This window comes from Streptomyces sp. NPDC053542, from assembly GCF_044544685.1.
Classification (GTDB): Bacteria; Actinomycetota; Actinomycetes; order Streptomycetales; family Streptomycetaceae; genus Streptomyces.
Window position 1 is genome coordinate 123,140 of record NZ_JBITXL010000005.1, and the last position, 24,297, is coordinate 147,436.

Consider the following 24,297-nt stretch of genomic DNA (forward strand, 5'->3'; position numbering starts at 1 on the left):
GCGTGCGGGAGTGGGCAGCGGGCTTGTCGTTTTCGGCAGGGCGCGGTCCGGTGGCGTCATCTTCGATCGATTTCCCTTTTGCCGGCACGCCGCGTGAGCGTTCCGTGCCCGGTGCGTGCCCGATCGGTCTTGGTCGCGGGCTGCTGCGTGCGGGAGTGGGCAGCGGGCTTGTCGTTTTCGGCAGGGCGCGGTCCGGTGGCGTCATCTTCGATCGATTTCCCTTTTGCCGGCACGCCGCGTGGTGGGAGTCGTCAGGCTGCCTTTGTTTCCTGGGGTTGGTGGTCAGAGGCTCGGAGGGACGAAGTGACCATGCGGGGGCAGGGCGCGGGGAATCTGCCTGCGGAGACGACGGAGTTGATCGGGCGGCGGGCGGAGCTGGCGCAGGTCCGCCGGCTGTTCATGGATGCGCGGCTGGTGACGCTGACCGGGGTCGGTGGGGTGGGCAAGACGCGGCTGGCGCTGCGGGCCGCGTACGAGGCGCAGCCGTCCCTACGGGACGGGGCCTGCTGGGTGGAGCTCTCCCCACTGCGGCGCGGCGGCTCCCTGCTGGCGCACACCATCGCCGAGGCGCTGACGCTGGCGGACCAGACGACGCGCCCGATGATCGAGGTGGTGTCCGAGTACCTGGCGGACCGCGAGCTGCTGCTGGTGCTGGACACGTGTGAGCATCTGGTGGACGACTGCGCGCTGATGGCGAAGGCGTTGCTGGCGGCGGCGCCGGGGCTGCGGATCGTGGTGACCAGCCGCCGTCCCCTGGGCATCGCCGAGGAACGGCTGCTGACCGTCGCGCCGCTGTCCGTGCACGGGGACGAGGACGAGGGCAGGGACGTCGGGGAAGCGGACGCGGTTGCCCTGCTGGCTGCCCGTGCGGCCGAGGTCGTACCGGATTTCACGGTCACCGACGCCAACCGGCCGGGCCTGCTGCGACTGTGCCGGCGCCTGGACGGGCTGCCGCTCGCCCTCGAGCTGGCTGCCGCCCGGCTGCGCGAGCTGTCCGTGGCCGAGCTGACCGACCGGCTGGACGACCGCTTCGCCGTCCTGGGTGAGACGGATGAAGTGGTGGACGAAGCCGAACCTCCGTGGCATCAGGCGCTGCGTACCGCGATCGGCTGGAGTCACGAGCTGTGTTCCCCTGCCGAGCGGCTCCTCTGGGCCCGGCTGTCGGTCTTCGCCGGCGGCTTCGACGCCGAGGCGGCCATGCGGGTGTGCGCCGACGCGCACCTGCCCGGCAGCGAGATCCCTGGCCTCCTGGAAGCCCTGGCCGACAAGTCCCTCCTGATCTGGCAGCCGACCGGGGGCGGCGAGCGCTACCGGATGCTCGACACCATCCGCGAGTACGGCGCCGGCTGGCTGCGCGGCCTCGGCGAGGAGGACGCACTGCACCGTCGGCACCGGGATCACTTCCTGCGCCTGGCCCGGGCCGGTGACGACGCGTGGATCGGCCCCGACCAGTACGCCTGGTTCGGCCGGGCGACCGCCGAGCACGACAACTTCCGCGCCGCGCTGGAGTACAGCCTGGCCGCGCCGGAAGGCCGCCACGATCATGCCGCACTGGAGCTGGCGAGCGCGCTGTGGTTCTTCTGGTACGGCTGCGGCTTCACCAAGGAGGGCCAGCACTTCCTCGACCGGGTGCTGGCCGCCGACACCGCGCCCAGCCCGGCGCGCGTGAAGGCCCTGTACGTCTGCAGCCAGGTGCTGCTCTACCTGGGCGACCTGACCGGCATCGAGGCCCGGTCCACGGAGTGCGCCGCGCTGGCCGCGCGGTTCGGCGAGACGGAACGGACGATGGCGACGGCCGCCGAACTGCGGATGGTGGCCATGCGCGGTGACTCGGTACGGGTGGTGACCCTGGCCGAGGATCTGCTCGCCACACCGTGGCGCCGCAAGCCGCTCACCTACATCCCCCTGCTGGCCCTGGTGATGGGCGCCCATGCGCACGCCAGCACGGGCCGCTTCGACGACGCCGTCGCGATGCTGGACGAGCTGACCGCCGTCTGCGAGGAGCACCGCGAGCTCTGCTTGCGCGCCTGGGGCGACCTCGTACGCTCCCAGGCCGAGGTGGCCCGCGGCCGGCCCCGCGAGGCGCAGAAGTACGCGCGGGCGGCGCTGCGGGTCAAGCACCAGCTGCGCGACGGCGTCGGCACCGGCATGGCCCTCGACTTCCTGGCCCGGGCAGCGGCCGCCACCGGGGAAACGGCGCGCGCCGCCTGGCTGCTCGGCCTGGGCCGGCAGGTCTGGGACGCCCTCGGCCGACCGCAGGCCGGCGTCCCCACGCTGACCGCCGCCCTCCACGCCTGCCGGCAGCAGGTCCGTGCCGCCCTCGGCGAACCCGCCTATGAGACCGCCTTCCGTACCGGTTACGACACCGACCTCGATGCCGGCGCCGCACGCATCCTCAGCGATCCGGACTTCGCTCCGCCGCCGTCCCGCAGCCCGGCCGGCTGACCGCCACGGTCACCGGGCCCGGCACGGCCGGACAGCCGCGGCAGTGGTGATCGCGGTGCGTCACGGCGAGCGCAGCGGCGGTTGCCGGCTTCCGCCCTCGCTGCACGCCGCCCGGCCGGGCGCCCCGCCGAGAAGGCCGATGGTGGGCTGGACGAGGAGCAGGGTGAGGTCGTCCTCCGTGCGGCCCGCGGCGTGCTGGTGGAACAGGTCGAGCAGGCAGCCGAGGGCCTGGTCGATGGAGGGTGCGGAGAGGGCGGCCTTGACCCGGTGGTCGACCGGAAACATGGTGCCCTGGGCGTCCCGGGCCTCGGTGAGACCGTCGGTGTAGAACAGCAGCCGCTGTTCGGGGCTGAGCGCGATCCGCTGCAGGCACGGCCGCGGCGACAGTCCCAGGGGCGGGGACGGGCTCGGCGGCTCGAGCAGCTCCAGGCGACGCCCCGTACGGATCGGCGGCGGATGGCCGCAGTTGACCAGGCGGACCCCTTCGGGCACGAAGTCGGCCAGCAGCAGGGTGACGAAGTCCTCGTCGCCCAGGTCGGCTGCGATACGGCTGTCGAGCGTACGGGCGAGGCGGGCCAGGTCGGGTTCGGTGGCCGCGGTCTGCCGGAAGGCGCACAGCACGGCCGCACCGACCCGGGCCCCGTCCACACCGTGCCCCCGCACGTCCCCGATGATCACCCGGGGGCCGGTGGCGGTGAGCGTGACGTCGTACAGATCGCCGCCGAGGAGCGCGCCCTCGGTGGCGGAGCTGCTGCGCACGGCGAGCGCCAGGCCGCCTATTTCGCTGGGGAGGGGCCGTGCGAGGGACCGCTGGGTCAGCTCGGCGATACGCGTCATCCGGGCCAGCGCGGCCTCGGAGGCCGTACGCGCGCGGCACATCAGGACCGCCCACAGGCCCCCGGCGGCCACGAACAGGACGCGCAGCGCGCGTTCGAGCAGGGCCGACGACGGACCCGTGGTGCCTCCCGTGCCGGGAAGCACCACGGCGAGCAGGACCGCGGCGAGGCCGAATCCGACCGTGGCGCGCACGGACAGCCGGTACGCCGCCAGCAGCGGCCCGGCGAGCAGCAGCCCGGAGAGCGACTCCACCGGGCAGCCGACGGCACCCGCCGCGACGCCCGCTTCGGCCATCCCCGCGGACAGCAGCCAGCCACGCTCCGAGCGCACGCGCACACCCCCCTGACGGTCGCCCTCCCCGGGAAGCCGGAATATCCCGCACCCTCTCAGAAGCGATGCGCACAGAGAGTCACTTGCACGCTATCGGTCATGAGACGGCACACGACGCACCCGAGTGCGAACGGTTACGACCGGTCTCCGGGGAAAGCCCTGAAGACCGGTCGGTCGGCGGGTCCTCCAGCCGGTCGGCGGTCAGTCGACGGGGAAGGTCCGGATGGCGGCGATGTCGAACTGGAGACGGACCTTCTCGCTCACCATGGCGCCGCCCTGGGCGAGTTTGGCGCTGTACGTCAGGCCCCAGTCGGTGCGGTTGATCGTAGTGGTGCCGTCGAAGCCGACCCGCTCGTACCCGAACGGGTCGGTGACGTGCCCGATGTAGGTGAGCTCCAGCACGACGGGCCGGGTGATGTCCCTGATGGTGAGGTCGCCGGTCATGCGGTAGAGGTCGTCGTCCGCGAGTTCCACGGCGGTACTTGTGAAGGTCATGTGCGGGTAGCTCGCGGCGTCCAGGAAGTCGCGGCCGATCACGTGCGCGTCGCGCTGTTCCACACCCGTATCGATGCTGGCGGTGGAGAGGGTTATCTGCGCCTCGGAGCGAGCCGGGTCGCGGCCGTCGAAGTAGAGGCGGCTCTCGTACGACGTGAAAGCGCCGCGCACCGTGGTCACCATGGCGTGCCGGACGGAGAAGCCGATCCTGCTGTGCGCGGGGTCGATCATCCACTCACCGGTGAGCGCCGCGAAGCCGGGATCCGGCAGAACGGCGAGGTCGGAGGGGGCCGGAGCGGCGGGGGCTGCCGCGCGGCGGGAGGAGGAGCTGCGGCCGAACAAGTTCATGGGGCACGTTGCTACTTCAAAGTAAGAACGGGCGCAACCCCTGTTCAGAGGCGCGGAATCCGAGACTCCGGCGAGGAGTGGCGCACCCGTGCCCCGAGTACACCGGTCGTTAGCACGGTGTTAGTGGATCAGCAGCGGGGGCGGCGAGTGTGGGTGGTGCGGGACGGAAGGACCGGCCGCACCGACGCCACACCAGGGGGACACCATGTCGCACCGCACCCGTCGCCACGGCCGCAAGGCCGCCGCCGCGGCACTGCTCGCCGCCACCGCGCTCGCCCTCACCGCCTGCCAGAGCGGCGAGCCCGGCGCCGCGGGGGCGGACTCGTCGGCGTCCGCCGACAGCTCCGCAGGGGCCGCAGGTGCCGCCGAGGACTCCGGCACGCACGCCTCGTCCGGCGGGCAGCAGGCCACCGGGAGCGGCGGCGCGTCCGGTACGGAAAGCTCGGCCGGTACGGACAGCGCGTCCGGTACGGACAGCCCGGCCGGTACGGGCAACTCGGCCGCCCGCTGCACCACGGCGGACCTGACGGCCGGCTGGGGCTCCGCGGGCGGTGGCCGCCCCGACATGACCAGCAGCGACCAGCAGACCGCCACCGTGTGGTTCAAGAACAAGGGCGGCGGCGCCTGCACGATCAGCGGCTTCCCGGGCGTACAGCTCAAGGGCGCCGACGGCACCACCTGGGACCTGCGGCGCTCCGGGAAGAAGCCGGTGGCGGTGGTGCTGAAGCCGGGCGCCGACACCCACTTCACCTTCCAGCTGCTGCCCTCGACCAGGGACGACGACCGCAAGGTCGAGCCGGCCACCGTCGTCGTCACCCCGCCGGACGAGAAGCGGCACTTCGCACTGAAGTGGCCCTACGGCGGCGCCGTCCTGGACCAGTCGGGCGCCACCCACCCGGGTACCTTCGTGAACCCGGTGGGCGCCTCCTGAGACCCGCTCAGCGCCTCCTGACCGGACCGGAAGCAGACCGTCTCACGGGCCCGTCGTGACCGGCCTCACCGCTCGTGAATGTGCTGGTCCCGCCCCGCCTGGTACACCCGCGCCGAGCCGGAAGCCGTGGCGTGCTGGGTGATCACCGGCGCCGCCGGGGCCTCCTCGGGGGCGACCTCGGCGAGCAGGGCGCGCAGGTCGTCGGCGACGTCCGGGCGGGCGGCGAGGAGCCGGCGGATGCGGCCCTGCCAGTCCCGGCGCAGCTCGTCCTCGGTCTCGTCGTCGGCGGCATCGCGGGCCGCCAGTAGGTCCTCGCGGGCGGCCTCCAGCTCGGCCGAGACGGCGTCGGCGCGCTCGGGGCGAGCGCGCCGCCACAGTCGCACGACGCCCTCCCGTACCCCCTGCCACGCCTCCGTGGCCATCAGCGTGACGAGCGTCGTGCCGGCGGTGCCCGCCAGCGCCGCGATCTCCGGATCCATCGGCCGTCCCCCTCCGCGTACAGCACCTGCTCAGATTCTTTCCGTCCGCACGGTACGGGACGGCGTCCGGGTACGCAGGCAGTGCGGACGCATTGCTCTCCAGCTCACGGGTACCGCGTACCCGGCCCGATCCTGCGTTGCCGGGCGGCGCCCCGGATCCCAGCATGGGAAGGGTCGGTTCGACGGGAAAGCCGGAGAAGGGTTGATTCATGCGGGATGCACCGGGGACCGGGACGGCGACGGAGAGCGGCGAGCGGGCGGGCCCGGTGCCCTCCGGCGTGACCGCACCGTCCGGTACCGCGCTGTCCGACGAGGACGTGCGGACGCTGGACGCCCACTGGCGGGCGGCGAACTATCTTGCCGCGGGCCAGATCTACCTGCTGGGCAACCCACTGCTGACCGAGCCGCTGGCACCGGAGCACATCAAGCCCCGGCTGCTCGGCCACTGGGGCACCTCGCCCGGCCTCAACCTCGTCTACACCCACCTCAACAGGGTGATCGTCGAACGCGACCTGGACGCGATGTGCATCTGGGGCCCCGGGCACGGCGGCCCCGCGGTGGTCGCCGGGTCCTGGCTGGAGGGCAGCTACTCGGAGATCTACCCGGACGTCGGGCAGGACGCGGCCGGGATGGCCCGGCTGTTCAAGCAGTTCTCGTTCCCCGGCGGGGTGCCCAGCCATGTGGCGCCCGAGACGCCGGGGTCGATCCACGAGGGCGGCGAGCTGGGGTACTCGCTCTCGCACGCGTACGGGGCCGCCTTCGACAACCCGGACCTCCTGGTGGCCTGCGTCGTCGGCGACGGCGAGGCGGAGACCGGGCCGCTCGCCACCTCCTGGCACTCGAACAAGTTCCTGGACCCGGTGCACGACGGTGCCGTACTGCCGATCCTGCACCTGAACGGGTACAAGATCGCCAACCCGACGGTGCTCGCCCGGCTGCCCGAGGAGGAGCTGGACGCGCTGCTCCGCGGGTACGGCCACGACCCGGTCTACGTCACGGGTGACGAACCGGACACCGTGCACCGCGAGCTGGCCGCCGCCATGGACCGGTCGCTGGACCGCATCGCGGAGATCCAGCGCGCCGCCCGGGACGGTTCCGCGGCCGCGCCGCCCGCCCGGCAGCCCTGGCCCATGATCGTGCTCCGTACGCCCAAGGGCTGGACCGGCCCGCGCAAGGTCGACGGCAAGCCCGTCGAGGGCACCTGGCGCGCCCATCAGGTCCCGCTCGCCGCCACCCGCGAGAACCCCGACCACCTGCGCGAACTGGAGCGCTGGATGCGTTCCTACCGCCCGGAGGAGCTGTTCGACGAGCGGGGCGCGCCGCGCCCGGACGTCCTGCGCTGGGTACCGAAGGGCGAGCGCCGGCTGGGCGCCAACCCGCACGCCAACGGCGGCCGGCTCACCCGCTCGCTCCCGATGCCGCCGCTGAGCGAGTACGGCGTACCGGTCAAGCACCCCGGTACCGAGCTGCGCGAGCCGACCAAGGTCCTCGGGCAGCTGCTGGAACGGGTCATGGCCGACACCGCCGAGAGCCGCAACTTCCGCGTGGTGGGCCCGGACGAGACCGCGTCGAACCGGCTGCAGGCGGTGTACGCGGCATCCGGCAAGAACTGGCAGGACAAGCTGCTGGACACCGACGAGGACCTGGCGCGGGACGGCCGGGTGCTGGAGATCCTCTCCGAACACACCTGCCAGGGCTGGCTGGAGGGCTACCTCCTCACCGGCCGGCACGGCCTCTTCTCCTGCTACGAAGCCTTCGTGCACATCGTCGACTCGATGGTCAACCAGCACATCAAGTGGCTGAAGGTCACCGGCGACCTGACCTGGCGCCACCCGATCCCCTCGCTCAACTACCTGCTGAGCTCGCACGTCTGGCGCCAGGACCACAACGGCTTCTCGCACCAGGACCCGGGCTTCGTGGACCACGTGCTCAACAAGTACCCGCCGGCCGTACGGGTCTATCTGCCGCCGGACACCAACACCCTGCTCTCGGTGGCCGATCACGCGCTGCGCAGCCGGGACTACGTCAACGTCATCGTGGCGGGCAAGCAGCCCACCTTCGACTGGCTGGACATGGACCAGGCGATCGCGCACTGCGCGCGGGGCGCGGGCGTGTGGGACTGGGCGGGCACCGAGCGCGCCGGCGAATCCCCGGACGTGGTGCTGGCGTGCGCGGGCGACGTGCCGACCCAGGAGGTGATGGCCGCGGCCGCGCTGCTCCGCGAGCACCTGCCCGACCTCGCCGTACGGGTGGTCAACGTCGTGGACATCGCGCGGCTGCTGCCCAGCGAGGACCATCCGCACGGCATGAAGGACGCCGAGTACGACGCGCTGTTCACCCCCGACAAGCCGGTGATCTTCGCGTACCACGGCTACCCGTGGCTGATCCACCGGCTCGCCTACCGCCGTACCGGCCACGCGAACCTGCACGTGCGCGGCTACAAGGAGCACGGCACCACGACCACCCCCTTCGACATGGTGGTCATCAACGACCTGGACCGGTACCGGCTGGTCATGGACGTCATCGACCGGGTCCCGGGCCTCGCCGTACGGGCCACGGCCCTGCGCCAGCAGATGCAGGACGCCCGCACCCGCCACCACGCCTACATCCGCGAGCGGGGCACGGACATGCCGGAGGTGGCGGACTGGAAGTGGCCGTACTAGAGAACCGTCACACGCTGACGCGGTCACCCGTGGCGGCGGCCCGCTCGATCCCGTCGAGCAGCCGCTGCCTGCGGGCGGCATGCGCGAAGTCCGGTACGGCGGCGGTGCCGTCGGTGAGGTCGGCGAGGATCCCGGCGTACTGGGCGCCGACGTTGTACGGGGCGCGGTCCAGCACGTCACCGAGCGCCGGGGTGTCGTAGTAGCGGCCCGGTACGGGCAGTTCGGCCAGGCGGGAGGTGTCGCCACGGGCGCCGCGCACCGTGAGCACGGCCTGCTGGAGGTGGCCCGAGTCGCCCGTGACGACCAGGTCGCCGTCCGTTCCGTTGATCTCCCAGTGGAAGTCGGTGCCGCGCGACAGCCCGCCGCGGAAGTGCACGGACGCCACCGCGCCCGAGGTGAGCTGCCCGCTCACCGCGATCTGGTCCGCCGCGGTCATCGGCGCGGGGCGCCCCGTGCCTTCCTCGTACACGGTCCGGCGCCGGGTCGCGGTCACCGCCGACAGCCCGGTGAACTCGCCCAGCACCATGGCGAACGCGTCGATGGTGTGCCCGAAGGGGATGGTCAGCATGGTGGCGCCGTTCGCCCGGTCCAGGACGTACTCCACACCCGGCCGGTACTCAGCGCCCCAGCCGCGTCCCGAGGCCACCAGGCTGGTCGAGAGCACCTCCCCCACGTACCCGTCGGCGACCAGGTCACGGAGGTACCGGACCGCGGGCGAGGTGCGCGCCTGCAGCCCGGTGAAGGTCCGCACGCCCGCGGCCGCTGCGGCCGCCGCCAGTTCCTCCGCCTCCGCCACACCGTTGCCCAGTGGCCATTCGGACAGCACGGCCTTGCCGGCCCGGACCGCGGCCAGTACGGCCTCGCGGTGCAGCGGCACCTTCACGCTGACCACCACGAGATCCACCTCGTCGCTGCGGACCAGCTCCTCGGCGCTCCCGAAGGCGAGCGGGACGCCGTACTTCTCGGCGGCCGCCCGCGCCGACGCCGCGCTGCTCGCCGACAGGGCGCGTACCTCGAAGCCGGGCAGGCGGCGGAGTGCGGGCAGATGGGCCTGCGCCGCCCAGCCGCCGCGCGCGGAGAGACCGATGATGCCGACACGGACCGGTGCGGTGGGGTTCGTCATGGCGGGGACGCTAGGCGCAGGGCCCTGATAACCCGCAAGGGACCTTGCTATCTTCTGGGAACCATGACTGCACAGCGAGGGATTCACCCGCGTACGGACCAGGATCCGCGGCACGACGTCTACGCACTGCTCTGCCCCGGCCGGGCCGTCTTCGAGCTGCTGGCCAACAAGTGGACAGGGCTGGCGATCACCGCGCTGGAGGACGGCCCGCGCCGGTTCGGCGAGCTGCGCCGCAAGCTGGAGGGCGTCAGCCCGAAGGTGCTCACCCAGACGCTGCGCCGGCTGGAGGATCACGGCCTGGTCAGCCGGACCGTGTACGCGGAGGTCCCGCCCCGCGTCGAGTACGAGCTGACCGAGCTGGGCCGGGGCGCGCTGGAGCCGCTGGCTCATCTGCGGAGGTGGGTACGCGCCAACACCGGCAGCTTCGCAGGAGAAGATGCCGGTGTCGGACGCGTGACCGGCGGGCGGACGCCGGCCGCGTGACCGGCGGGACAGGCGCCGGCCGGGGGACCGGCGGGACAGGCGCCGGCCGGGGGACGGGTGGGGCGGGCGCCGGACCGCAGTCCTCCGGCGCCCGCCGCCGCCCGGTTTTCGGAGATGCCCGACGAGGGCTGCCGGGCCCGCCGGGCACCTCCGGGTTCAGGGGACCGGAACCAGGTCCCAGGCCGGGAACGGGTCGTCGTACGCCGTCCAGGCCGCGGGGCCGTCGGCCAGTTCGCCGGCGGTGAGCAGGGCGTCGGCCAGTGCGTCGCGCAGCGCGTCGGGCCGCAGGCCGGTACCGATGAAGACCAGTTCCTGGCCCTGCACGGCGGGCCGGTCGTCGTGGGAATGCCCGTCACCGTGCTCGTGGTCGTGCACGCCCGACGGCTCGAAGCGGGCCACCGCGCCCGCCTGGGACCACAGCCCGGTGACATCGGGACGGGTGGCGAGTGTGAAGAAGCCCTTGGAGCGCAGGACGGTGCCGTACGTACCGGCGTCCAGCGGCCCGGTGATCAGATCCCACAGGCGGCCGGGATGGAAGGGCCGCGGGTCGCGCAGCACCACGGAGGAGATGCCGTACTCCTCCGTCTCCGGCACATGGTCGCCGTTGAGCTCGGCCACCCAGCCCGGCGCCTGCTCGGCCTTCGCGAGGTCGAACAGGCCGGTGCCGAGGATCTCTTCGGGGTCGATCCGGCCGCGTACGGTGCGCCGGACGCGGGCCGCCGGGTTCAGCCGCCGCAGCGTGGCCTCCAGCCGGTCCGCCTCCTTCGCGGAGACCAGGTCGGTCTTGTTCAGCAGGATCACATCCGCGAACTCGACCTGGTCGATCAGGAGATCGCTGACCGTGCGCTCGTCGTCCTCCACCGGGGCCACACCGCGCTCCACGAGGTCGTCACCGCGGTTCAGTTCGTCGTTGAAGTTCACCGCGTCGACGACCGTGACCATCGTGTCCAGGTTCGCGATGTCGGTGAGCGTCGCGCCGTCATCCCTCGCGAACGCGAAGGTCGCGGCGACCGGCATCGGCTCGGAGATGCCGCTGGACTCGATGAGCAGGTAGTCGAAGCGGCCGGCGCGGGCGAGCCGTTCGACCTCTTCGAGCAGGTCGTCGCGGAGCGTGCAGCAGATGCACCCGTTGGTCATCTCGACCAGGCGCTCCTCGGTACGCGAGAGCGCGGCGCCGTCCCGTACCAGGGAGGCGTCGATGTTGATCTCGCTCATGTCGTTGACGATGACCGCGACGCGCAGGCCCTGGCGATTGCCGAGCACGTGGTTGAGGAGGGTGGTCTTGCCGGCGCCGAGGAAACCGGAGAGCACGGTGACCGGCAGCCGGCCGTCGGGCGGCGTGTGGTTCATGCCGAGGACGGTAGCAGATGATAATCATGTTCAACAAGGGGTCGCCCGGCAGCGCCACGCGGAGGGAGCGGGGCGTCCGGGCGCCCACGCGTCGCGGCACACCTCGTGACGCATGGGTGGAATCCGGCACGGACGGGACGTCAAAACATTGTCGCGACGCGGAAGTTGCTCGCCGGTAGGAAGCGGATAGGGTTCTTCCGATCTTCGCCTATCCTGCGCCCGCAGGGCCCGTTTGCCATGCCGCGACCGCCCGAGGACCCGTTTGATGACAGCTCAGACACCCGCCCGTCCGCAGCGCGCGCCCGTGGTCGCGGCGCTGTACGCGTTCCTCGTCGCCCTCGTCGTGACCGGCGGCGCCGTCCTGTGGGCGGTTCTCGCGGGCCCGGCGGCGCTGCGTACCGGGCTGGCGTGGGGCTGCGGCACGGTGGCGGTGGTGCTGAGCGTGCTGATGGCGGTCACGGTGTACGCGGTGCGGACCGCCGCCCGGCACCGCGCCCGGATCGCGGAGCTGTCGGCCGCCGCCGACCGGCTCGCGGACGAGACGCTCCCCGCGGTCGTGGCCCGGCTGCGCGACGGCGCCTCGGTGAACACCGCGCTCGGCCACACCCCGATGCCCGCCGACGAGGCGCACCGCCGGATCGTGGAGACGCTGGCCACCGAGGTCGGCCGCGGCGAGCGGATGCGCGCCGCGGCGATGTCCGCCTGCGCCAGCGCGGCGGGCCGCGTCCAGGCGCTGGCCACCAGCATGCTCGCCGACCTGCGCGAGATGGAGCACCGGCACGGTGAGGAGGTCCTCGGCGACCTGCTGAAGCTGGACCACACCACCGCGCAGGCGGGCCGGCTGGCGGACAGCATCGCCGTACTGACCGGCGCCCGCTCCGGCCGCCGCTGGAACAAGCCGATCGCCATGGAGAGCATCCTGCGCGGCGCGATGGGCCGGATCAGCGCCTACCGCCGGGTGCGGCTGCACAGCAGCAGCACCGCTGCGGTGGCCGGGCACGCGGCCGAGGGCGTCATGCACGCGCTCGCCGAGATCATGGACAACGCCACCTCCTTCTCGCCGCCCACCTCGACGGTGCACGTGTACGTCGAGGAGGCGCAGGCCGGTGTCGTGGTCAGCGTCGAGGACAGCGGGCTGGTCATGACCGAGACGGCGCTGCGCAGCGCCGAGGCGGCGGTGTCCGCGAAGACGCTGGACCTGATGTCGCTGTCCGGCACCCGGCTCGGCCTCGCCGTCGTCGGCTGCCTGGCCGGCAAGCACGGCCTGACCGTCTCGTTCCGCCCGTCGGCCCGCGGCGGTACGAGCGTGGTCGTGCTGATCCCGCAGCAGCTGATCTCCCAGCCGCCGCCCAGGCCGGCCGGGGACCGGGCCGAGGCCCCCGAGATGCCCGTCGCGGGGCTCCGCGCCGCGCACGACGCGCAGGCGCACGAGGTGCACGAGCGGGACGCGCACGAGCTGCCCGCCGCCCGCGGGCGTGGCGCCGGCTCCGTGCGGGAGACCACCGACCACCGCCCCACCGTCCCCGACCGGGACACGGGCGCCGCGCGCGACGGGGGCGCGTCGCGGGGCCCGGACGACCCGCACGGCGGGAGCGCGCCCCAGGACCGGGGCGCGGCCGCCGTGCCCGCGCCGCGCGGAGCCGATCCGGCGCCCGCGACGGAGTACGGACCGAGCGGACTGCCCAAGCGGCGCCGCGGCCAGACCCTGGCCGGCGCGCCCATCCCGCAGGTCCCGCAGGCCACCGGACGCGGCCGCGGCCGCTCCCACGAGGAGTCCGCCGCGCGGCTGCGCTCCTTCCGCCGGGCCGTGCAGGGCGAGGCCCCGCCCGCCCGGCCCACCGCCCCCGAAAATGCCCCGAAGGACGATCCCCGATGAACACCACCGACAACCGCCTGGACTGGCTGCTGGAGAACCTCCTGCAGAAGACGCCGGGCGCCCGGCACGCGCTGGTGCTGTCCCGCGACGGCCTCAAGCTCTGCCACTCCCGGGACCTGAGCGTCGACCAGGCCGACCAGCTGGCCGCGATCGCCTCCGGAATCCAGTCGCTGTCGCACGGCGCGTCCGTGGAGTTCGGTGACGGCAGCGGCGGCGTGCGGCAGGCGATGACCGAGTTCCACGGCGGCATCCTCTTCATCGTCGAGGCCGGGCACGGCGCGCACCTGGCCGTGGTCGCCGTCGAGGACGCCGACGTCGGCGTGATCGGCTTCAACATGAACGAACTGGTCGAGCAGATCGGCGAGTACCTCAGTGCCGCACCCCGCGAGGACGGCGGCGGCCTGCCGGGCCGGCCGGCGTGAGCCCGCTCGGCCCGGACGACGACCCGGACCGCCTCTACACCGTCACCGGCGGCCGCAGCCGGGCCGCCGGCAGCCGCTTCGACCTGGTCACGCTGATCGTGGCCGAGTGCGAGCCGGCGCCCGGCATGCAGTCCGAGCACGTCCGGATCCTGGAGCTGGCCCGGCGCCCGACGGCGGTCGTCGAGCTGTCGGCCGCGCTGCGGCTGCCGGTGAGCGTCGTACGGATCCTGCTGACCGACCTGCTCGACACGGGCCGGATCACCGCCCGCCACCCGCGCACGGCCGCCCGTGCCGAGCTGCCCGAACCCGACCTGCTGAAGGAGGTGCTCGATGCACTCCAACGTCTCTGACGCCGCGGCCGGCGCCGCCCTGGAGGAGGACGTACGGGCCCCGCTGCACCAGTCCACCGACAACGGCCTGAAGATCGTGATCGTCGGCGGCTTCGGCGTCGGCAAGACCACCATGGTCCGCTCGGTCAGCGAGATCCGCCCCCTCAACACCGAGGAGACGATGACCCAGGCGGGCGTCGGCGTGGACGACCCCGCCGGCGTCGAGGCCAAGTCGACGACCACCGTCGCCTTCGACTTCGGCCGCATCACGATCAACGACCGCAACGTCCTGTACCTCTTCGGCGCCCCCGGCCAGGAGCGTTTCTGGTTCCTGTGGGACCGGCTCTTCGCGGGGACGCTGGGCGCCGTGGTGCTGGTCGACACCCGGCGGCTGCACGACTCCTGGTACGCGATCGACCGCCTGGAGGCGCACGGGATGCCGTTCATCGTCGCGCACAACGACTTCGGCGGCGAGCAGCACACCCTGGAGCAGATCCGGGACGCGCTGGACCTCTCCCCGCACGTGCCGCTGGTCTCCTGCGACGCCCGCGACCGGGAGTCCAGCAAGCAGGTGCTGATCTCCCTCGTCCGTCACCTGTACGCGCTCGCCGCCCAGTAACCCGACCAGTAATCCGCCCAGTGACCCATCGCACGACCCGAGTTCAGGAGGGTGCACCGTGACCGAAGCGCCGCAGACCGGCGGCTGCCCCGTGACCGCCGGGGCCGTACCGCTGTACGGCGAGGGGCTGAGCGGCGATCCGGCCCGGCTGTACCGGGAGATGCGCAGCCGGCACGGCGCGGTCGTACCGGTCCTGCTGGACGGCGGCTTCCCGGCCTGGTTCGTGATCGGCTACCGCGAGCTGCACCAGGTCACCTCCGACCCCGAGCTGTTCGCCCGCGACTCGCGCCGCTGGAACGCCTGGGACCAGGTGCCGGACGACTGGCCGCTGCTGCCGTTCGTCGGGTACCAGCCGTCGGTGATGTTCGCCGAGGGGCCCGAGCACCAGCGCCGGGCCGGGGCGATCAGCGACGCGCTGCTGGCCATCGACCAGTTCGAGCTGCGGGGCATCTGCGAGCGGATCGCGGACGGCCTGGTCGACGCCTTCGCCGGGCGCGGCGAAGCGGACCTGATGGCCGAGTACGCGCTGCGGCTGCCACTGCTGGTCGTCGCCGAACTGTACGGCGCGCCGACGAGCGAAGTGCCGGACCTGGTACGGGACATCGCCGAGTCGCTGGACGTGGGCGACGGCGCGATCGAGGCGCACCAGCGGGTCGCGGACCGGATGGCGCGGCTGGCCCGCGTGAAGCGCGGGCGGCCGGGTCCCGACATCCCCTCACGGCTGCTCGCCCACCCGGCGGGGCTGACCGACGAGGAGGTGGTCATCGACCTGCTGGTGGTGATGGCCGCCGCGCAGCAGCCGACCGCCAACTGGATCGGCAACACGCTGCGGCTGATGCTGACCGACGACCGGTTCGCGGTCAGCCTGACCGGCGGGCGGCGCAGCGTGGGCCAGGCGCTGAACGAGGTGCTGTGGGAGGACACCCCCACGCAGAACTTCATCGGGCGCTGGGCGGCCCGCGACACCCAGCTCGGCGGCCACCGCATCAAGGCCGGTGACCTGCTCGTACTGGGGCTCGCCGCGGCCAACAACGATCCGCTGGTGCGGCCGGACTTCACCGCGGCGCACGCCGACGGCAACCAGGCGCACATGGCGTTCAGCCACGGCGAGCACGCCTGCCCGTACCCGGCGCCGCAGCTCGCGGAGGTGATCGCGCGGGCGGCGGTGGAGGTACTGCTGGACCGGCTGCCCGACGTGGTGCTCGCGGTGCCCGACAAGGACCTGGTCTGGCACCGGTCGCTGTGGATGCGGGGGCTGACGGGGCTGCCGGTGACATTCACGCCGACGTATACGCCGGGGCCCGCCTGAGAGCCTGTATCTGAGGTCCTCTGTCCGGGACGTGGGCCGTACGGGGTGTGCCCGTACGGCCCTTTTGCCGTCCCGCCTCAGACCACCGGCAGGAGTCAGCCCACCGGCGTGAAGCGCACCGGCAGCGCGTCCAGGCCGCGGGTGAAGACGCCCTGCTCGCGCGGGGTGGCGCCGTCCTCGATCGCCACGTCCGGCAGCGCGTCCAGCAGCTGCCCGACGCCGGCCTCCACCTCGGCCTTGGCCAGCAGCGCGCCGACGCAGAAGTGCCGGCCGAGCGCGAAGGCCAGGTGATCGGCCGCGGCGGAGAACGCCGTCGTCGTCTTCAGGTCGTCGCGGAAGATGTTGAAGGTGTCCGGGTCCGCGTACCGCCGCTCGTCCCGGCCCGCCGCGCCGATCAGGCAGGTCACGGTGGCCCCTGCGGGCACCTTGCCGCCGCCGATCACGACGTCCTCCGCCGGCTGCCGCATGATCATGTGCACCGGGGGCGTGTACCGCAGCGTCTCCGCGAAGGCCCGCTCGATCAGCGACCGGTCCTCCCGCACGGCGGCCAGCTGCTCCGGGTGGCGCAGCAGGTTGTGCATGACGCTGGAGATCGCCTTGTCGGTGGTCTCGCCGCCCGCGGCCAGCAGCAGGCTGCAGAACGCCTTGATGTCCTCGTCGCTCATCGCCGTGCCGTCGATCTCCGCGGTGCACAGCGTGGAGAGCAGATCGTCGCCGGGGTTCGCGCGCCGCTCCCGGATGACCGGCAGCATGTACGCGGCGAACTCCTGCTGCGTCCGCAGCCCCGCCTCGGCCACCTCCGGGTCTTGGCTCAGGTTGCCGAGGAAGCCGATGATCGCGGTGTACCAGCGGTGGAAGCGGTCGTAGTCGCCGCGGTCCAGGCCGAGCATGTCGACGATGACATTGACCGGGAAGCGGGTCGCGAACTGTGCGACGAGGTCGGCCCGGCCCGCGTCGCGGAAGCCGTCGATCAGCTCGCGCGCGTTGCGCTCGATGACCGGCTGGAAGGTCTCCTGGAGGGGGACGCCGCGGAAGGCGGGGGCCACCAGCGCCCGGCGTACGGAGTGCTCGCGGCCGCTCATCTGCAGGATGGTCCGGCCGTGCACCGGCTCCAGCTGCCAGTCGTAGTTCTCGGTGGTGAACACCGGGTCCTTGAAGGCCCGTTCGACGTCCTCGTACCGGGAGACGATGTAGCTCCGGGTGGGCTCGTGGTGGAGCAGCGGGAAGTGGTCGCGCAGGACGCGGTACGCGGCGTACGGATCCACCGCGAACTCCGGCGACAGTATGTCCGGCGCTTCGCGGTTCGCTTCTCGGTTCGGCGCTTCTCGGTTCGCGGCCAAGAACGCTCCCTGGGAGTGTGTGGGTGGGGGTGCTGCGGTCCCCACCAAGATCGTTCCTGCCCGGCGCCCTTTCAAGGCCGCATCCGGACTCCGTTCGGACGCACCGCGCTGACCTGCGGAGATGTCCACCAACCGGGGGAATGACAACGGGTACCGATGCAGCCTTTGGATCTTTTGCCGAAGTGCGGTTTGCTTCGTTCGAGCGCCTTTGCGGCAACATGCCGCCCGACGCAGGAGGGAGTGGGCCATGACGGGGCACGCCCACGCACACGGTGATCACTCGGGCCACTCGCACGCGGTCTCCGCGGACGCGGACCGCCGCTGGCTGCGGGCCGCGCTGATCCTGATCACCGCCTTCATGGCCATCGAGGTCGTGATCGGCTTCATCGCCCGCTCCCTGGCGCTGATCTCCGACGCCGCCCACATGCTCACCGACGCCGCCTCGATCGTGCTCGCGCTGATCGCCATGCGGCTGGCGGCCCGCCCGGCGCGCGGCGGCTACACCTACGGCCTCAAGCGGGCCGAGATCCTCTCCGCGCAGGCCAACGGCGTCACGCTGCTGGTGCTGTCGGTCTGGCTGGCGTACGAGGCCATCCACCGGCTCGTCGAACCGCCCGAGGTCACCGGCGGCCTGGTCCTCGTCACCGCCCTCGCCGGGGTCGCGGTCAACCTCGTCGCGACCTGGTTCATCTCCAGGGCCAACCGCTCCAGCCTGAACGTCGAGGGCGCCTACCAGCACCTCCTCACCGACCTCTTCGGCTTCATCGCCACGGCGGTGGCCGGTGCGGTCGTGCTGACCACCGGCTTCGCCCGGGCGGACGCCATCGCGTCGCTGCTCGTGGTCGCGCTGATGCTCAAGGCCGGGATCGGCCTGGTCCGCGACTCGGGCCGGATCTTCATGGAGGCCGCGCCCGCCGGGGTGGACCCGGACGCGCTGGGTGACCGGCTGGTCGCCGCCGACCAGGTCGTGGAGGTCCACGACCTGCACGTCTGGGAGATCACCTCCGGCGACCCCGCGCTCTCCGCACACGTCCTGGTGGCGCCGGGCGGCGACTGCCACAAGGTCCGCCGGACGCTGCAGGAGCTGCTCGCCGCGGAGTACGGCATCACGCACGCCACTCTTCAGGTCGATCACCTGGGCGAACAGGACGGCGGCGGGGAGCTGCTGCGCATCGGGGACCGGCAGGAACCCCACGCCGCTGACCAGCCCGCCGGCGCCCACTGCGCCGACACCCACGGGCCGGTACACCGGGCGGGGCCGCACGAGCACTGATCAAGCCCCACGAGCACGGAACGGCAGTCCGAAACGACGCGTCGACGTGCAGCGCGGCGCCGGACTTCCGCGTGCCTGTGATGAGGTGGTGGTGTCGGGATACTCGGGACGGGTCCCGATTACTTGGGACGGGTCCCGATTACTTGGGACGGGTCCCGATTACTTGGGACGGGTCCCGATTACTTGGGACGGGTCCCGGTTTCACGTGAAACGGAGGAGACATGGCAGCGAGCGCGCCGGCCCGCACCGGTGCTCCGCCCGCACGCCGCGTGCCTGCCCGCCACCGCCTGCGCGCCACCGTTGCCACCGTGCTGCTGGTCCTCGGCTGCCTTCTGGCCCCGCCGGGCATCGCCGCGGGCTGGGCGCGCGCCGAACTGACCGACACCGCCCGCTGGACCGCCACCACCGCGCCACTCTCCCGCGAGCCGGCCGCTCAGCGAGCCGTGGTCGCCGCGATCACCGACGGGGTGATGCGGCGTGTGGACCTGACGTCGCTGGTGAACACCGTGCCGCCGGCCGAACGGCCCGCGGTACGGGCACATTTCACCCGCGGGATACGGGATTTCGTGGCCACCCAGATCCGCGGGGTGATCACCGCGCGCTCCTTCCCGGCCCTGTGGAACCGCGTCAACGGCTCCACCCACGCCTCCCTCGTCGCGGCGCTCTCCTCGCCCGGTGACCGGGCCGTGCGGCTCGATCTGAAGCCCGTCATCGACCGTGCCCGGGCCCGCCTCGTGCACACCGTGCCCGCCGGCGCCCGCCTCATCCAGCGGGTACACGTCTCCGGCGCCACGATCGTCCTGCTGTCGCCCGGCCAGGTGGACCGGGCCCGTGGCCCGTACGAGGCGGTGCGGACGCTGGGCCGGCTGCTGCCTGCCGCCGCCGTGGTGTGCCTGGCGGCCGGGCTGCTGCTGGCGCCGCGCCGCCGCCGGGCCCTGATCGGTACCGGGCTGGGCTGCGTGGCGGGCGGCGCGCTCCTCCTGGCCGCGTTCGCCGCCGCCCGCGGGTACGCCCTGGACGCGCTGCCCTCGGCGGTGCCCCGGCCGGCCGGCTCGGTGGTGTACGACACGCTCACCGCGAACGCCCGGCTCGGCGGCCGGCTGCTGCTGGCCGCGGGGGTCGTCGCGGCGCTCGCGCCAGTCCTGCCGCGAGCGGTGCTGCGTCGGGTACGTGCCCGCTCCGCGCTCAGAGGCCGATGACGGTCTTGCCCTGCGCCCGGCCCGTGCGGCTGCGGGCGAGGGCCGCCGGGGCGTCCTCCAGCTGCACCTCACTGGTGATCAGGACGGTGAGCCGGCCCGCGTCGAGGTGGTCGGCGAGGATGGACAGCAGCTGCGGCGAGGGGCGGTTGGCGAAGTTGAAGCCGCGCAGGTTGTGCTCGATGAGCATGTCCGTGTCGGCCGCGCCGACGGTGGACACGACCGTGCCCCCGTCCCGTACGACCTGCGTCATGTCCGCGAACGCCGCCTCCCCGCTGACCAGGTCGATCAGGATGTCGACGCCGTCCGGGTGGGCCGCCAGCACCTGCTGGGCCACCGGGCCCTCGGTGTGGTCCACCGTGGCCGCCGCGCCGAACTGGCCCATCAGCTCCGCGCTGCCCGCCCGGGCCGTGGCGATCACCTCGGCGCCGCGCTGCGCCGCGAGCTGCGTGACGAACGTGCCGACGCCGCCGGTCGCGCCCACGACCAGCACCCGCTTGCCCTCCGCGACCCGGGTCTCCTCGACGAGGTTGTACGCGGCCGTGCCGGCCGTCGGCACCGCCGCCGAGGTCGCGTACGTGACGTTGCGCGGCGCGGGGGCGACCGCGTCCTCGGCGGCGACGGCGTAGTCCGCGTACGAACCGCCGCCCCTGCCGAGCAGTTGGAACTGCCCGAAGACCTGGTCGCCGACCGTGCAGCGGCGCACGTCGGGGCCGACCGCGACCACCTCGCCGGCCCCGTCGGTCCCCAGGACCAGCGGGAAGGAGTGCGGCACGGCGTCCTTCAGCATGCCGTCGGCGATCTTCCAGTCGATCGGATTGAGCCCGGCGACCGCCATCGCGACCAGCACCTCGCCGGGTCCCGGCTCGGGCTGTGGCAGGTCCATCAGCTCGGGCTCGGCCCCGAAGGCACTGACTGCTACGGCTCTCATCGTGGCGTTCCTTCCACCTCTCCGTACCCCGGCCCCTGTCCGGCCCCTGCCTCCAGGGATCGTAAGCACGCCGGTGCCGCCCGGCGCGGCAGGCGAAGGGCCGTGCCCCGGAAGCAACTCGTACGGCCGTCCCCGGCGGCGGCCTTGGCGCGGCGGCAAGGGGTTTGGCGCACGGCCGGTGCGGTTACCCCTCCCCCTCATGAAGGGCGACAAGGGCGACAAGGCAGTCGGGCGCCCCCGAAGCGGGCGCGCCAAGGACGAGGAGACCGTACGGGCGGGCCGGCGCACCGTCGCGATCAGCCGCCCGGACAAGGTGCTCTTCCCCGACGACGGCATCACGAAGCTGGACGTGGCCGAGCACTACGGGGCCGTCGCCCCGCGCGCGCTGCCGCATCTGCGCGGCCGCCCGCTGATGATGGAGCGCCACCCGGACGGCATCGGCGGCCGACCGCTGATGCAGAAGAACGCGCCGGACTACTTCCCGGACTGGGTGCATACCTCCGTCCAGGAGAAGGCCGGCGGCAAGGTCACACACGTCGTCTGCGACGACGCCGCGACGCTCGTGTACCTCGCCGGGCAGGCGTCGCTCACCCAGCACCGCTGGCTGTCCCGGGAGGACAGCCCCAACGACCCCGACCTGCTGATCGTCGACCTGGACCCATCGGAGGGCGCGGACTTCGAGGACGTGCGCTGGGCGGCCGGGCGGGTCTGCGCGCTGTGGGACGAACTCCGGCTGCCGGCCCGGCTGATGACCACCGGCTCGCGCGGCCTGCACGTCATCACGCCGCTGGACGCCAAGTCGGACTACGACGCGGTACGGGACTTCGCGCACCGCGCCGCCGAACTGCTCGCCGACCGCCACCCCGACCGGCTCACCACCGAGCAGCGCAAGGCCGACCGCCCCACGAAGGGCGGCCGCGGCCGCGTCTACCTCGACGTACAGCGCAACGCCTACGCGCAGACCGCGGTCGCGCCCTACAGCGTCCGTGCCAAGCCGGGCGCGCCGGTGGCCATGCCGATCACCCGCGAGGAACTGGACGACCCGGAGCTGCACGCCCAGCGCTGGACGCTGCGTACCGTGCCCGAGCGCCTGGACGCGGCCGACCCGTGGTCCGGTGACGGCTGGCGCGGCCGGTCGGTGAGCGCGGCGGCGAAGCGGCTGCCGGAGGAGTGAGGCTCCCTCCGCACGGACGGAGCAGGCCGCCTGTCCCCCCACGGCAGGCGGCCGGCTCCGTACCGGCGGACCGGACGGCTCACACGCCGATGTCGTCGCCGTCCGTGCGCCACACGCTGACCACGGACGGGCGGACCAGCGCGCCCGGCCCGTCCGGCCAGTGCGACGCGGGCTCCTCGACGCTCGCGCCGTCCACCTCGCCCGGGTGCTGCACCGCGACCAGCACCCGCCGCTCCTGCACGATCGGCCCGCAGGTCTCGGCGCCGGTCGGCACGGTCAGGAACTGCCGCACCTGGCCGCGGCGGGGGCCGGTGGTGGCCACGCCGAAGAGGCCGTCATGGCTGCCCAGGGCGTTGCCGTCGGTGGAGATCCACAGGTTGCCGTGCACATCGAAGGTGATGTTGTCCGGGCAGGAGATCGGGCTGACCTGGTCCTTGGGGAAGCCGCCGAAGTACGTCGACGGGTCCTCGGGGTCGCCGCAGACGAGGAAGAGGTTCCACGTGAAACGTCCGGCCGCCGGGTCGTTGCGGTGCTCGGTCAGCTCCAGGATCTGGCCGTGCTTGTTCCCGTTGCGCGGGTTGGCCTCGTCGGCGGGTGCCTTGCCGTCCTTCCCCCGGTCGCTGTTGTTGGTCAGCGCGACGTAGACCTTGCCGGTACGGGGGCTGGGCTCGACGTCCTCGGGGCGGTCCATCTTCGTGGCACCCACCTTGTCGGCGGCCATCCGCGTGAAGACGTACACCTCCTCGGCGGTCATGCCGGGGACGTGCGAGGTGGTGCCGGTGGCCAGCGGGATCCACTCGCCGCGGCCGTCGAACTCGCCGTCCTCGGGCAGCTTCCCCGACCCGTCGATCTGGCCGGCCGGGCTGTCGCCGGTGAACTTCGCGACGTACAGCGTGCCCTCGTCCAGCAGCGTGCGGTTGTGCTCGCGGGCCGCCGCGCTGTTGCCGCGCTTCATCCGCTTGGCGGAGACGAACTTGTAGAAGTAGTCGAACTTCTCGTCGTCACCCATGTAGAGCACGGGCCGGCCGTCGGGGGTCAGCCGCGGCTCGGCGGCCTCGTGCTTGAAGCGGCCGAGCGCGGTGAGCTTGCGCGGGGTGGAGTCGGGGTCGAACGGGTCGATCTCCACGACCCAGCCGAAGCGGTTCGGCTCGTTCGGCTCCTTCGCGACGTCGAAGCGCCGGTCGAACCGCTCCCACTTCCGCTCGCTGGCGCCGCCCTTGAAGCCGTACCGCTTCAGGCGGGCGGCGCTCTCCGGGTCGCCAGCCTGGTCGCCGTGGGCGAAGTACTGGTTGAAGTTCTCCTCGCCGGACAGCACGGTGCCCCACGGCGTGATGCCGCCGCCGCAGTTGTTGAGCGTGCCGAGGATGCGGGTGCCCTCGGGGTCGGCGGAGGTCTTCAGCAGGTCGCTGCCGGCCGCCGGGCCGGTCACCTCGAACGGCGTGGTGCCGGTGATCCGGCGGTTGAGGTGGTGGCGGGGCAGCGCGGTGAGCCGGCCGCTGCGCCGCTCCTCCTGCGCGGCGAGCACCGTCAGGCCGTGCGCCTGCAGCCCGATCTCCGCCTGCTCGCGGGTCGGGTTCTCCGCGTCGTACCCGGCGAACATCAGCGCCTCGTCGGTGTACTCGTGGTTGATCACGAGCAGCTGCCGGTCCCGCTCGCCCGGCAGGTCCAGGACGGCCATGTAGTCGTTGTTGTAACCGAACTGGCCGGCCTGCGCCTTCGCGGACTGCCGGTCGGCGTCGAACGCCGGGGCGCCGCGCAGCACCGGGTCGCCCCAGCGGACGACGATGTTCTGCTCGTGGCCGGCGGGGACGGTCACGGTGTCGGCGGTGTTGGGCGCGACGGCCGGGAAGCGCAGGCCGCGGGCGGGGCGGGCGTGCCGGGTGGCGGTGGCCGCCGTACCGGAAGCGGCGCCGGACCCGGCCGCGGCGGCCTGCGGGGCCGCCGGCCCGGTCAGCGCGGCGCCGGTGGCGGCGGCGACCGTGACGACGGCGCTTGCGCGCAGGACGTCGCGGCGGGAGAGCGCACCCGCGATCACGTCACCGACGTAGGCGTTGCCGCTGGTGTTGGGCGTCTCGTGGAAGCAGGCGTCACCGCAGCGGTAACGGCAGGTCATGGCCGAACGGCCACCCGGGTGAGAGCCGATCAGCGGCAGCAGCTTGCGCACGGTGTTCCTTCGGTAGGGGGTGGCGACAGGTGGTGACGGTGTGTCGGTTGATCAGGCGAGACGGTATGGGTGCAGTCCCGACACGCGGCGACAAAAGGATGAACTGACGGTGAATCCGGGTGGCTTCGGCTCGTACCGGCGCACGACGCGCGGGGTCCCACGATGCGACCGGGGCTGGCC

20 protein-coding genes are annotated in these 24,297 nt (G+C 72.9%); 12 read left to right on the forward strand and 8 right to left on the reverse strand.

All coding sequences use genetic code 11. From position 1 onward, the window contains the following. Positions 1-303: 303 nt before the first annotated feature. The gene (locus tag ACIGXO_RS15505) at positions 304-2,445 is read left to right on the forward strand and encodes an ATP-binding protein (protein ID WP_399785932.1); all 2,142 of its coding nucleotides are present in this window, start codon (positions 304-306) and stop codon (positions 2,443-2,445) included. A gap of 60 nt (positions 2,446-2,505) precedes the next feature. Here ACIGXO_RS15505 and ACIGXO_RS15510 read toward each other — a convergent pair whose 3' ends face one another. Next, the gene (locus ACIGXO_RS15510; RefSeq protein ID WP_399785936.1) at positions 2,506-3,612 is read right to left on the reverse strand and encodes a PP2C family protein-serine/threonine phosphatase; all 1,107 of its coding nucleotides are present in this window, start codon (positions 3,610-3,612) and stop codon (positions 2,506-2,508) included. 201 nt (positions 3,613-3,813) lie between these two features. After that, complete coding sequence (locus ACIGXO_RS15515; RefSeq protein WP_399785938.1) at positions 3,814-4,455, reverse strand: YceI family protein; 642 nt, start codon at positions 4,453-4,455, stop codon at positions 3,814-3,816. Positions 4,456-4,660: 205 nt separating this feature from the next. On the opposite strand from ACIGXO_RS15515, the gene ACIGXO_RS15520 reads away from it, so the two are divergent. Beyond that, positions 4,661-5,386, forward strand: a complete 726-nt coding sequence (locus ACIGXO_RS15520; RefSeq protein ID WP_399785940.1) for a DUF4232 domain-containing protein — start codon at positions 4,661-4,663, stop codon at positions 5,384-5,386. Positions 5,387-5,451: 65 nt separating this feature from the next. Here the strand turns inward: ACIGXO_RS15520 and ACIGXO_RS15525 are convergent, their stop codons facing one another. After that, entirely contained in the window at positions 5,452-5,865 is a 414-nt protein-coding gene (locus ACIGXO_RS15525) for a hypothetical protein (RefSeq protein WP_399785943.1), read from the reverse strand. A 209-nt stretch (positions 5,866-6,074) separates the two neighbouring features. On the opposite strand from ACIGXO_RS15525, the gene ACIGXO_RS15530 reads away from it, so the two are divergent. Further along, positions 6,075-8,528, forward strand: coding sequence for a phosphoketolase (locus ACIGXO_RS15530; protein ID WP_399785946.1), 2,454 nt, complete (start codon positions 6,075-6,077; stop codon positions 8,526-8,528). A 7-nt stretch (positions 8,529-8,535) separates the two neighbouring features. Here the strand turns inward: ACIGXO_RS15530 and ACIGXO_RS15535 are convergent, their stop codons facing one another. Then, positions 8,536-9,651, reverse strand: coding sequence for a Gfo/Idh/MocA family protein (locus ACIGXO_RS15535; protein WP_399785949.1), 1,116 nt, complete (start codon positions 9,649-9,651; stop codon positions 8,536-8,538). A gap of 63 nt (positions 9,652-9,714) precedes the next feature. Here ACIGXO_RS15535 and ACIGXO_RS15540 point away from each other — a divergent pair, with 63 nt between their 5' ends. Further along, positions 9,715-10,134, forward strand: a complete 420-nt coding sequence (locus ACIGXO_RS15540; protein WP_399785952.1) for a winged helix-turn-helix transcriptional regulator — start codon at positions 9,715-9,717, stop codon at positions 10,132-10,134. Between the two features lie 156 nt (positions 10,135-10,290). Here ACIGXO_RS15540 and ACIGXO_RS15545 read toward each other — a convergent pair whose 3' ends face one another. Next, the gene (locus ACIGXO_RS15545; RefSeq protein WP_399785955.1) at positions 10,291-11,484 is read right to left on the reverse strand and encodes a GTP-binding protein; all 1,194 of its coding nucleotides are present in this window, start codon (positions 11,482-11,484) and stop codon (positions 10,291-10,293) included. A 265-nt stretch (positions 11,485-11,749) separates the two neighbouring features. Here ACIGXO_RS15545 and ACIGXO_RS15550 point away from each other — a divergent pair, with 265 nt between their 5' ends. Genes ACIGXO_RS15550 through ACIGXO_RS15570 form a run of 5 tightly spaced genes read left to right on the forward strand, consistent with a single transcriptional unit; the run spans position 11,750 to position 16,039 of the window. Beyond that, positions 11,750-13,360, forward strand: coding sequence for an ATP-binding protein (locus ACIGXO_RS15550; protein WP_399785958.1), 1,611 nt, complete (start codon positions 11,750-11,752; stop codon positions 13,358-13,360). Beyond that, on the forward strand, positions 13,357-13,782 hold the full coding sequence (locus ACIGXO_RS15555) for a roadblock/LC7 domain-containing protein (RefSeq protein WP_399785961.1): 426 nt from the start codon (positions 13,357-13,359) through the stop codon (positions 13,780-13,782). The genes ACIGXO_RS15550 and ACIGXO_RS15555 overlap by 4 nt, the downstream gene beginning before the upstream one ends. Further along, complete coding sequence (locus tag ACIGXO_RS15560; protein ID WP_030259166.1) at positions 13,779-14,132, forward strand: DUF742 domain-containing protein; 354 nt, start codon at positions 13,779-13,781, stop codon at positions 14,130-14,132. The genes ACIGXO_RS15555 and ACIGXO_RS15560 overlap by 4 nt, the downstream gene beginning before the upstream one ends. After that, entirely contained in the window at positions 14,113-14,730 is a 618-nt protein-coding gene (locus ACIGXO_RS15565) for a GTP-binding protein (protein ID WP_399785965.1), read from the forward strand. The genes ACIGXO_RS15560 and ACIGXO_RS15565 overlap by 20 nt, the downstream gene beginning before the upstream one ends. Before the next feature lie 58 nt (positions 14,731-14,788). Next, on the forward strand, positions 14,789-16,039 hold the full coding sequence (locus ACIGXO_RS15570) for a cytochrome P450 (protein WP_399785968.1): 1,251 nt from the start codon (positions 14,789-14,791) through the stop codon (positions 16,037-16,039). A 95-nt stretch (positions 16,040-16,134) separates the two neighbouring features. On the opposite strand, the gene ACIGXO_RS15575 is transcribed toward ACIGXO_RS15570, so the two are convergent. Then, complete coding sequence (locus ACIGXO_RS15575; RefSeq protein ID WP_399785971.1) at positions 16,135-17,379, reverse strand: cytochrome P450; 1,245 nt, start codon at positions 17,377-17,379, stop codon at positions 16,135-16,137. A gap of 247 nt (positions 17,380-17,626) precedes the next feature. Between ACIGXO_RS15575 and ACIGXO_RS15580 the strand changes: the two genes are divergently transcribed. Both ACIGXO_RS15580 and ACIGXO_RS15585 read left to right on the forward strand, forming a co-directional pair. Further along, on the forward strand, positions 17,627-18,652 hold the full coding sequence (locus ACIGXO_RS15580) for a cation diffusion facilitator family transporter (RefSeq protein WP_399785974.1): 1,026 nt from the start codon (positions 17,627-17,629) through the stop codon (positions 18,650-18,652). A 221-nt stretch (positions 18,653-18,873) separates the two neighbouring features. After that, positions 18,874-19,851 (forward strand): hypothetical protein, encoded by a 978-nt coding sequence (locus ACIGXO_RS15585; RefSeq protein ID WP_399785976.1) that lies wholly within the window; start codon positions 18,874-18,876, stop codon positions 19,849-19,851. Here the strand turns inward: ACIGXO_RS15585 and ACIGXO_RS15590 are convergent. Then, entirely contained in the window at positions 19,838-20,779 is a 942-nt protein-coding gene (locus tag ACIGXO_RS15590; RefSeq protein WP_399785979.1) for an NADP-dependent oxidoreductase, read from the reverse strand. The genes ACIGXO_RS15585 and ACIGXO_RS15590 overlap by 14 nt on opposite strands. A 199-nt stretch (positions 20,780-20,978) precedes the next feature. On the opposite strand from ACIGXO_RS15590, the gene ligD reads away from it, so the two are divergent. Next, entirely contained in the window at positions 20,979-21,953 is a 975-nt protein-coding gene (gene ligD / locus ACIGXO_RS15595; protein ID WP_399785982.1) for a non-homologous end-joining DNA ligase, read from the forward strand. Positions 21,954-22,032: 79 nt separating this feature from the next. Here ligD and ACIGXO_RS15600 read toward each other — a convergent pair whose 3' ends face one another. Beyond that, positions 22,033-24,117, reverse strand: coding sequence for a PhoX family protein (locus ACIGXO_RS15600; protein WP_399785984.1), 2,085 nt, complete (start codon positions 24,115-24,117; stop codon positions 22,033-22,035). Positions 24,118-24,297: the final 180 nt, after the last annotated feature.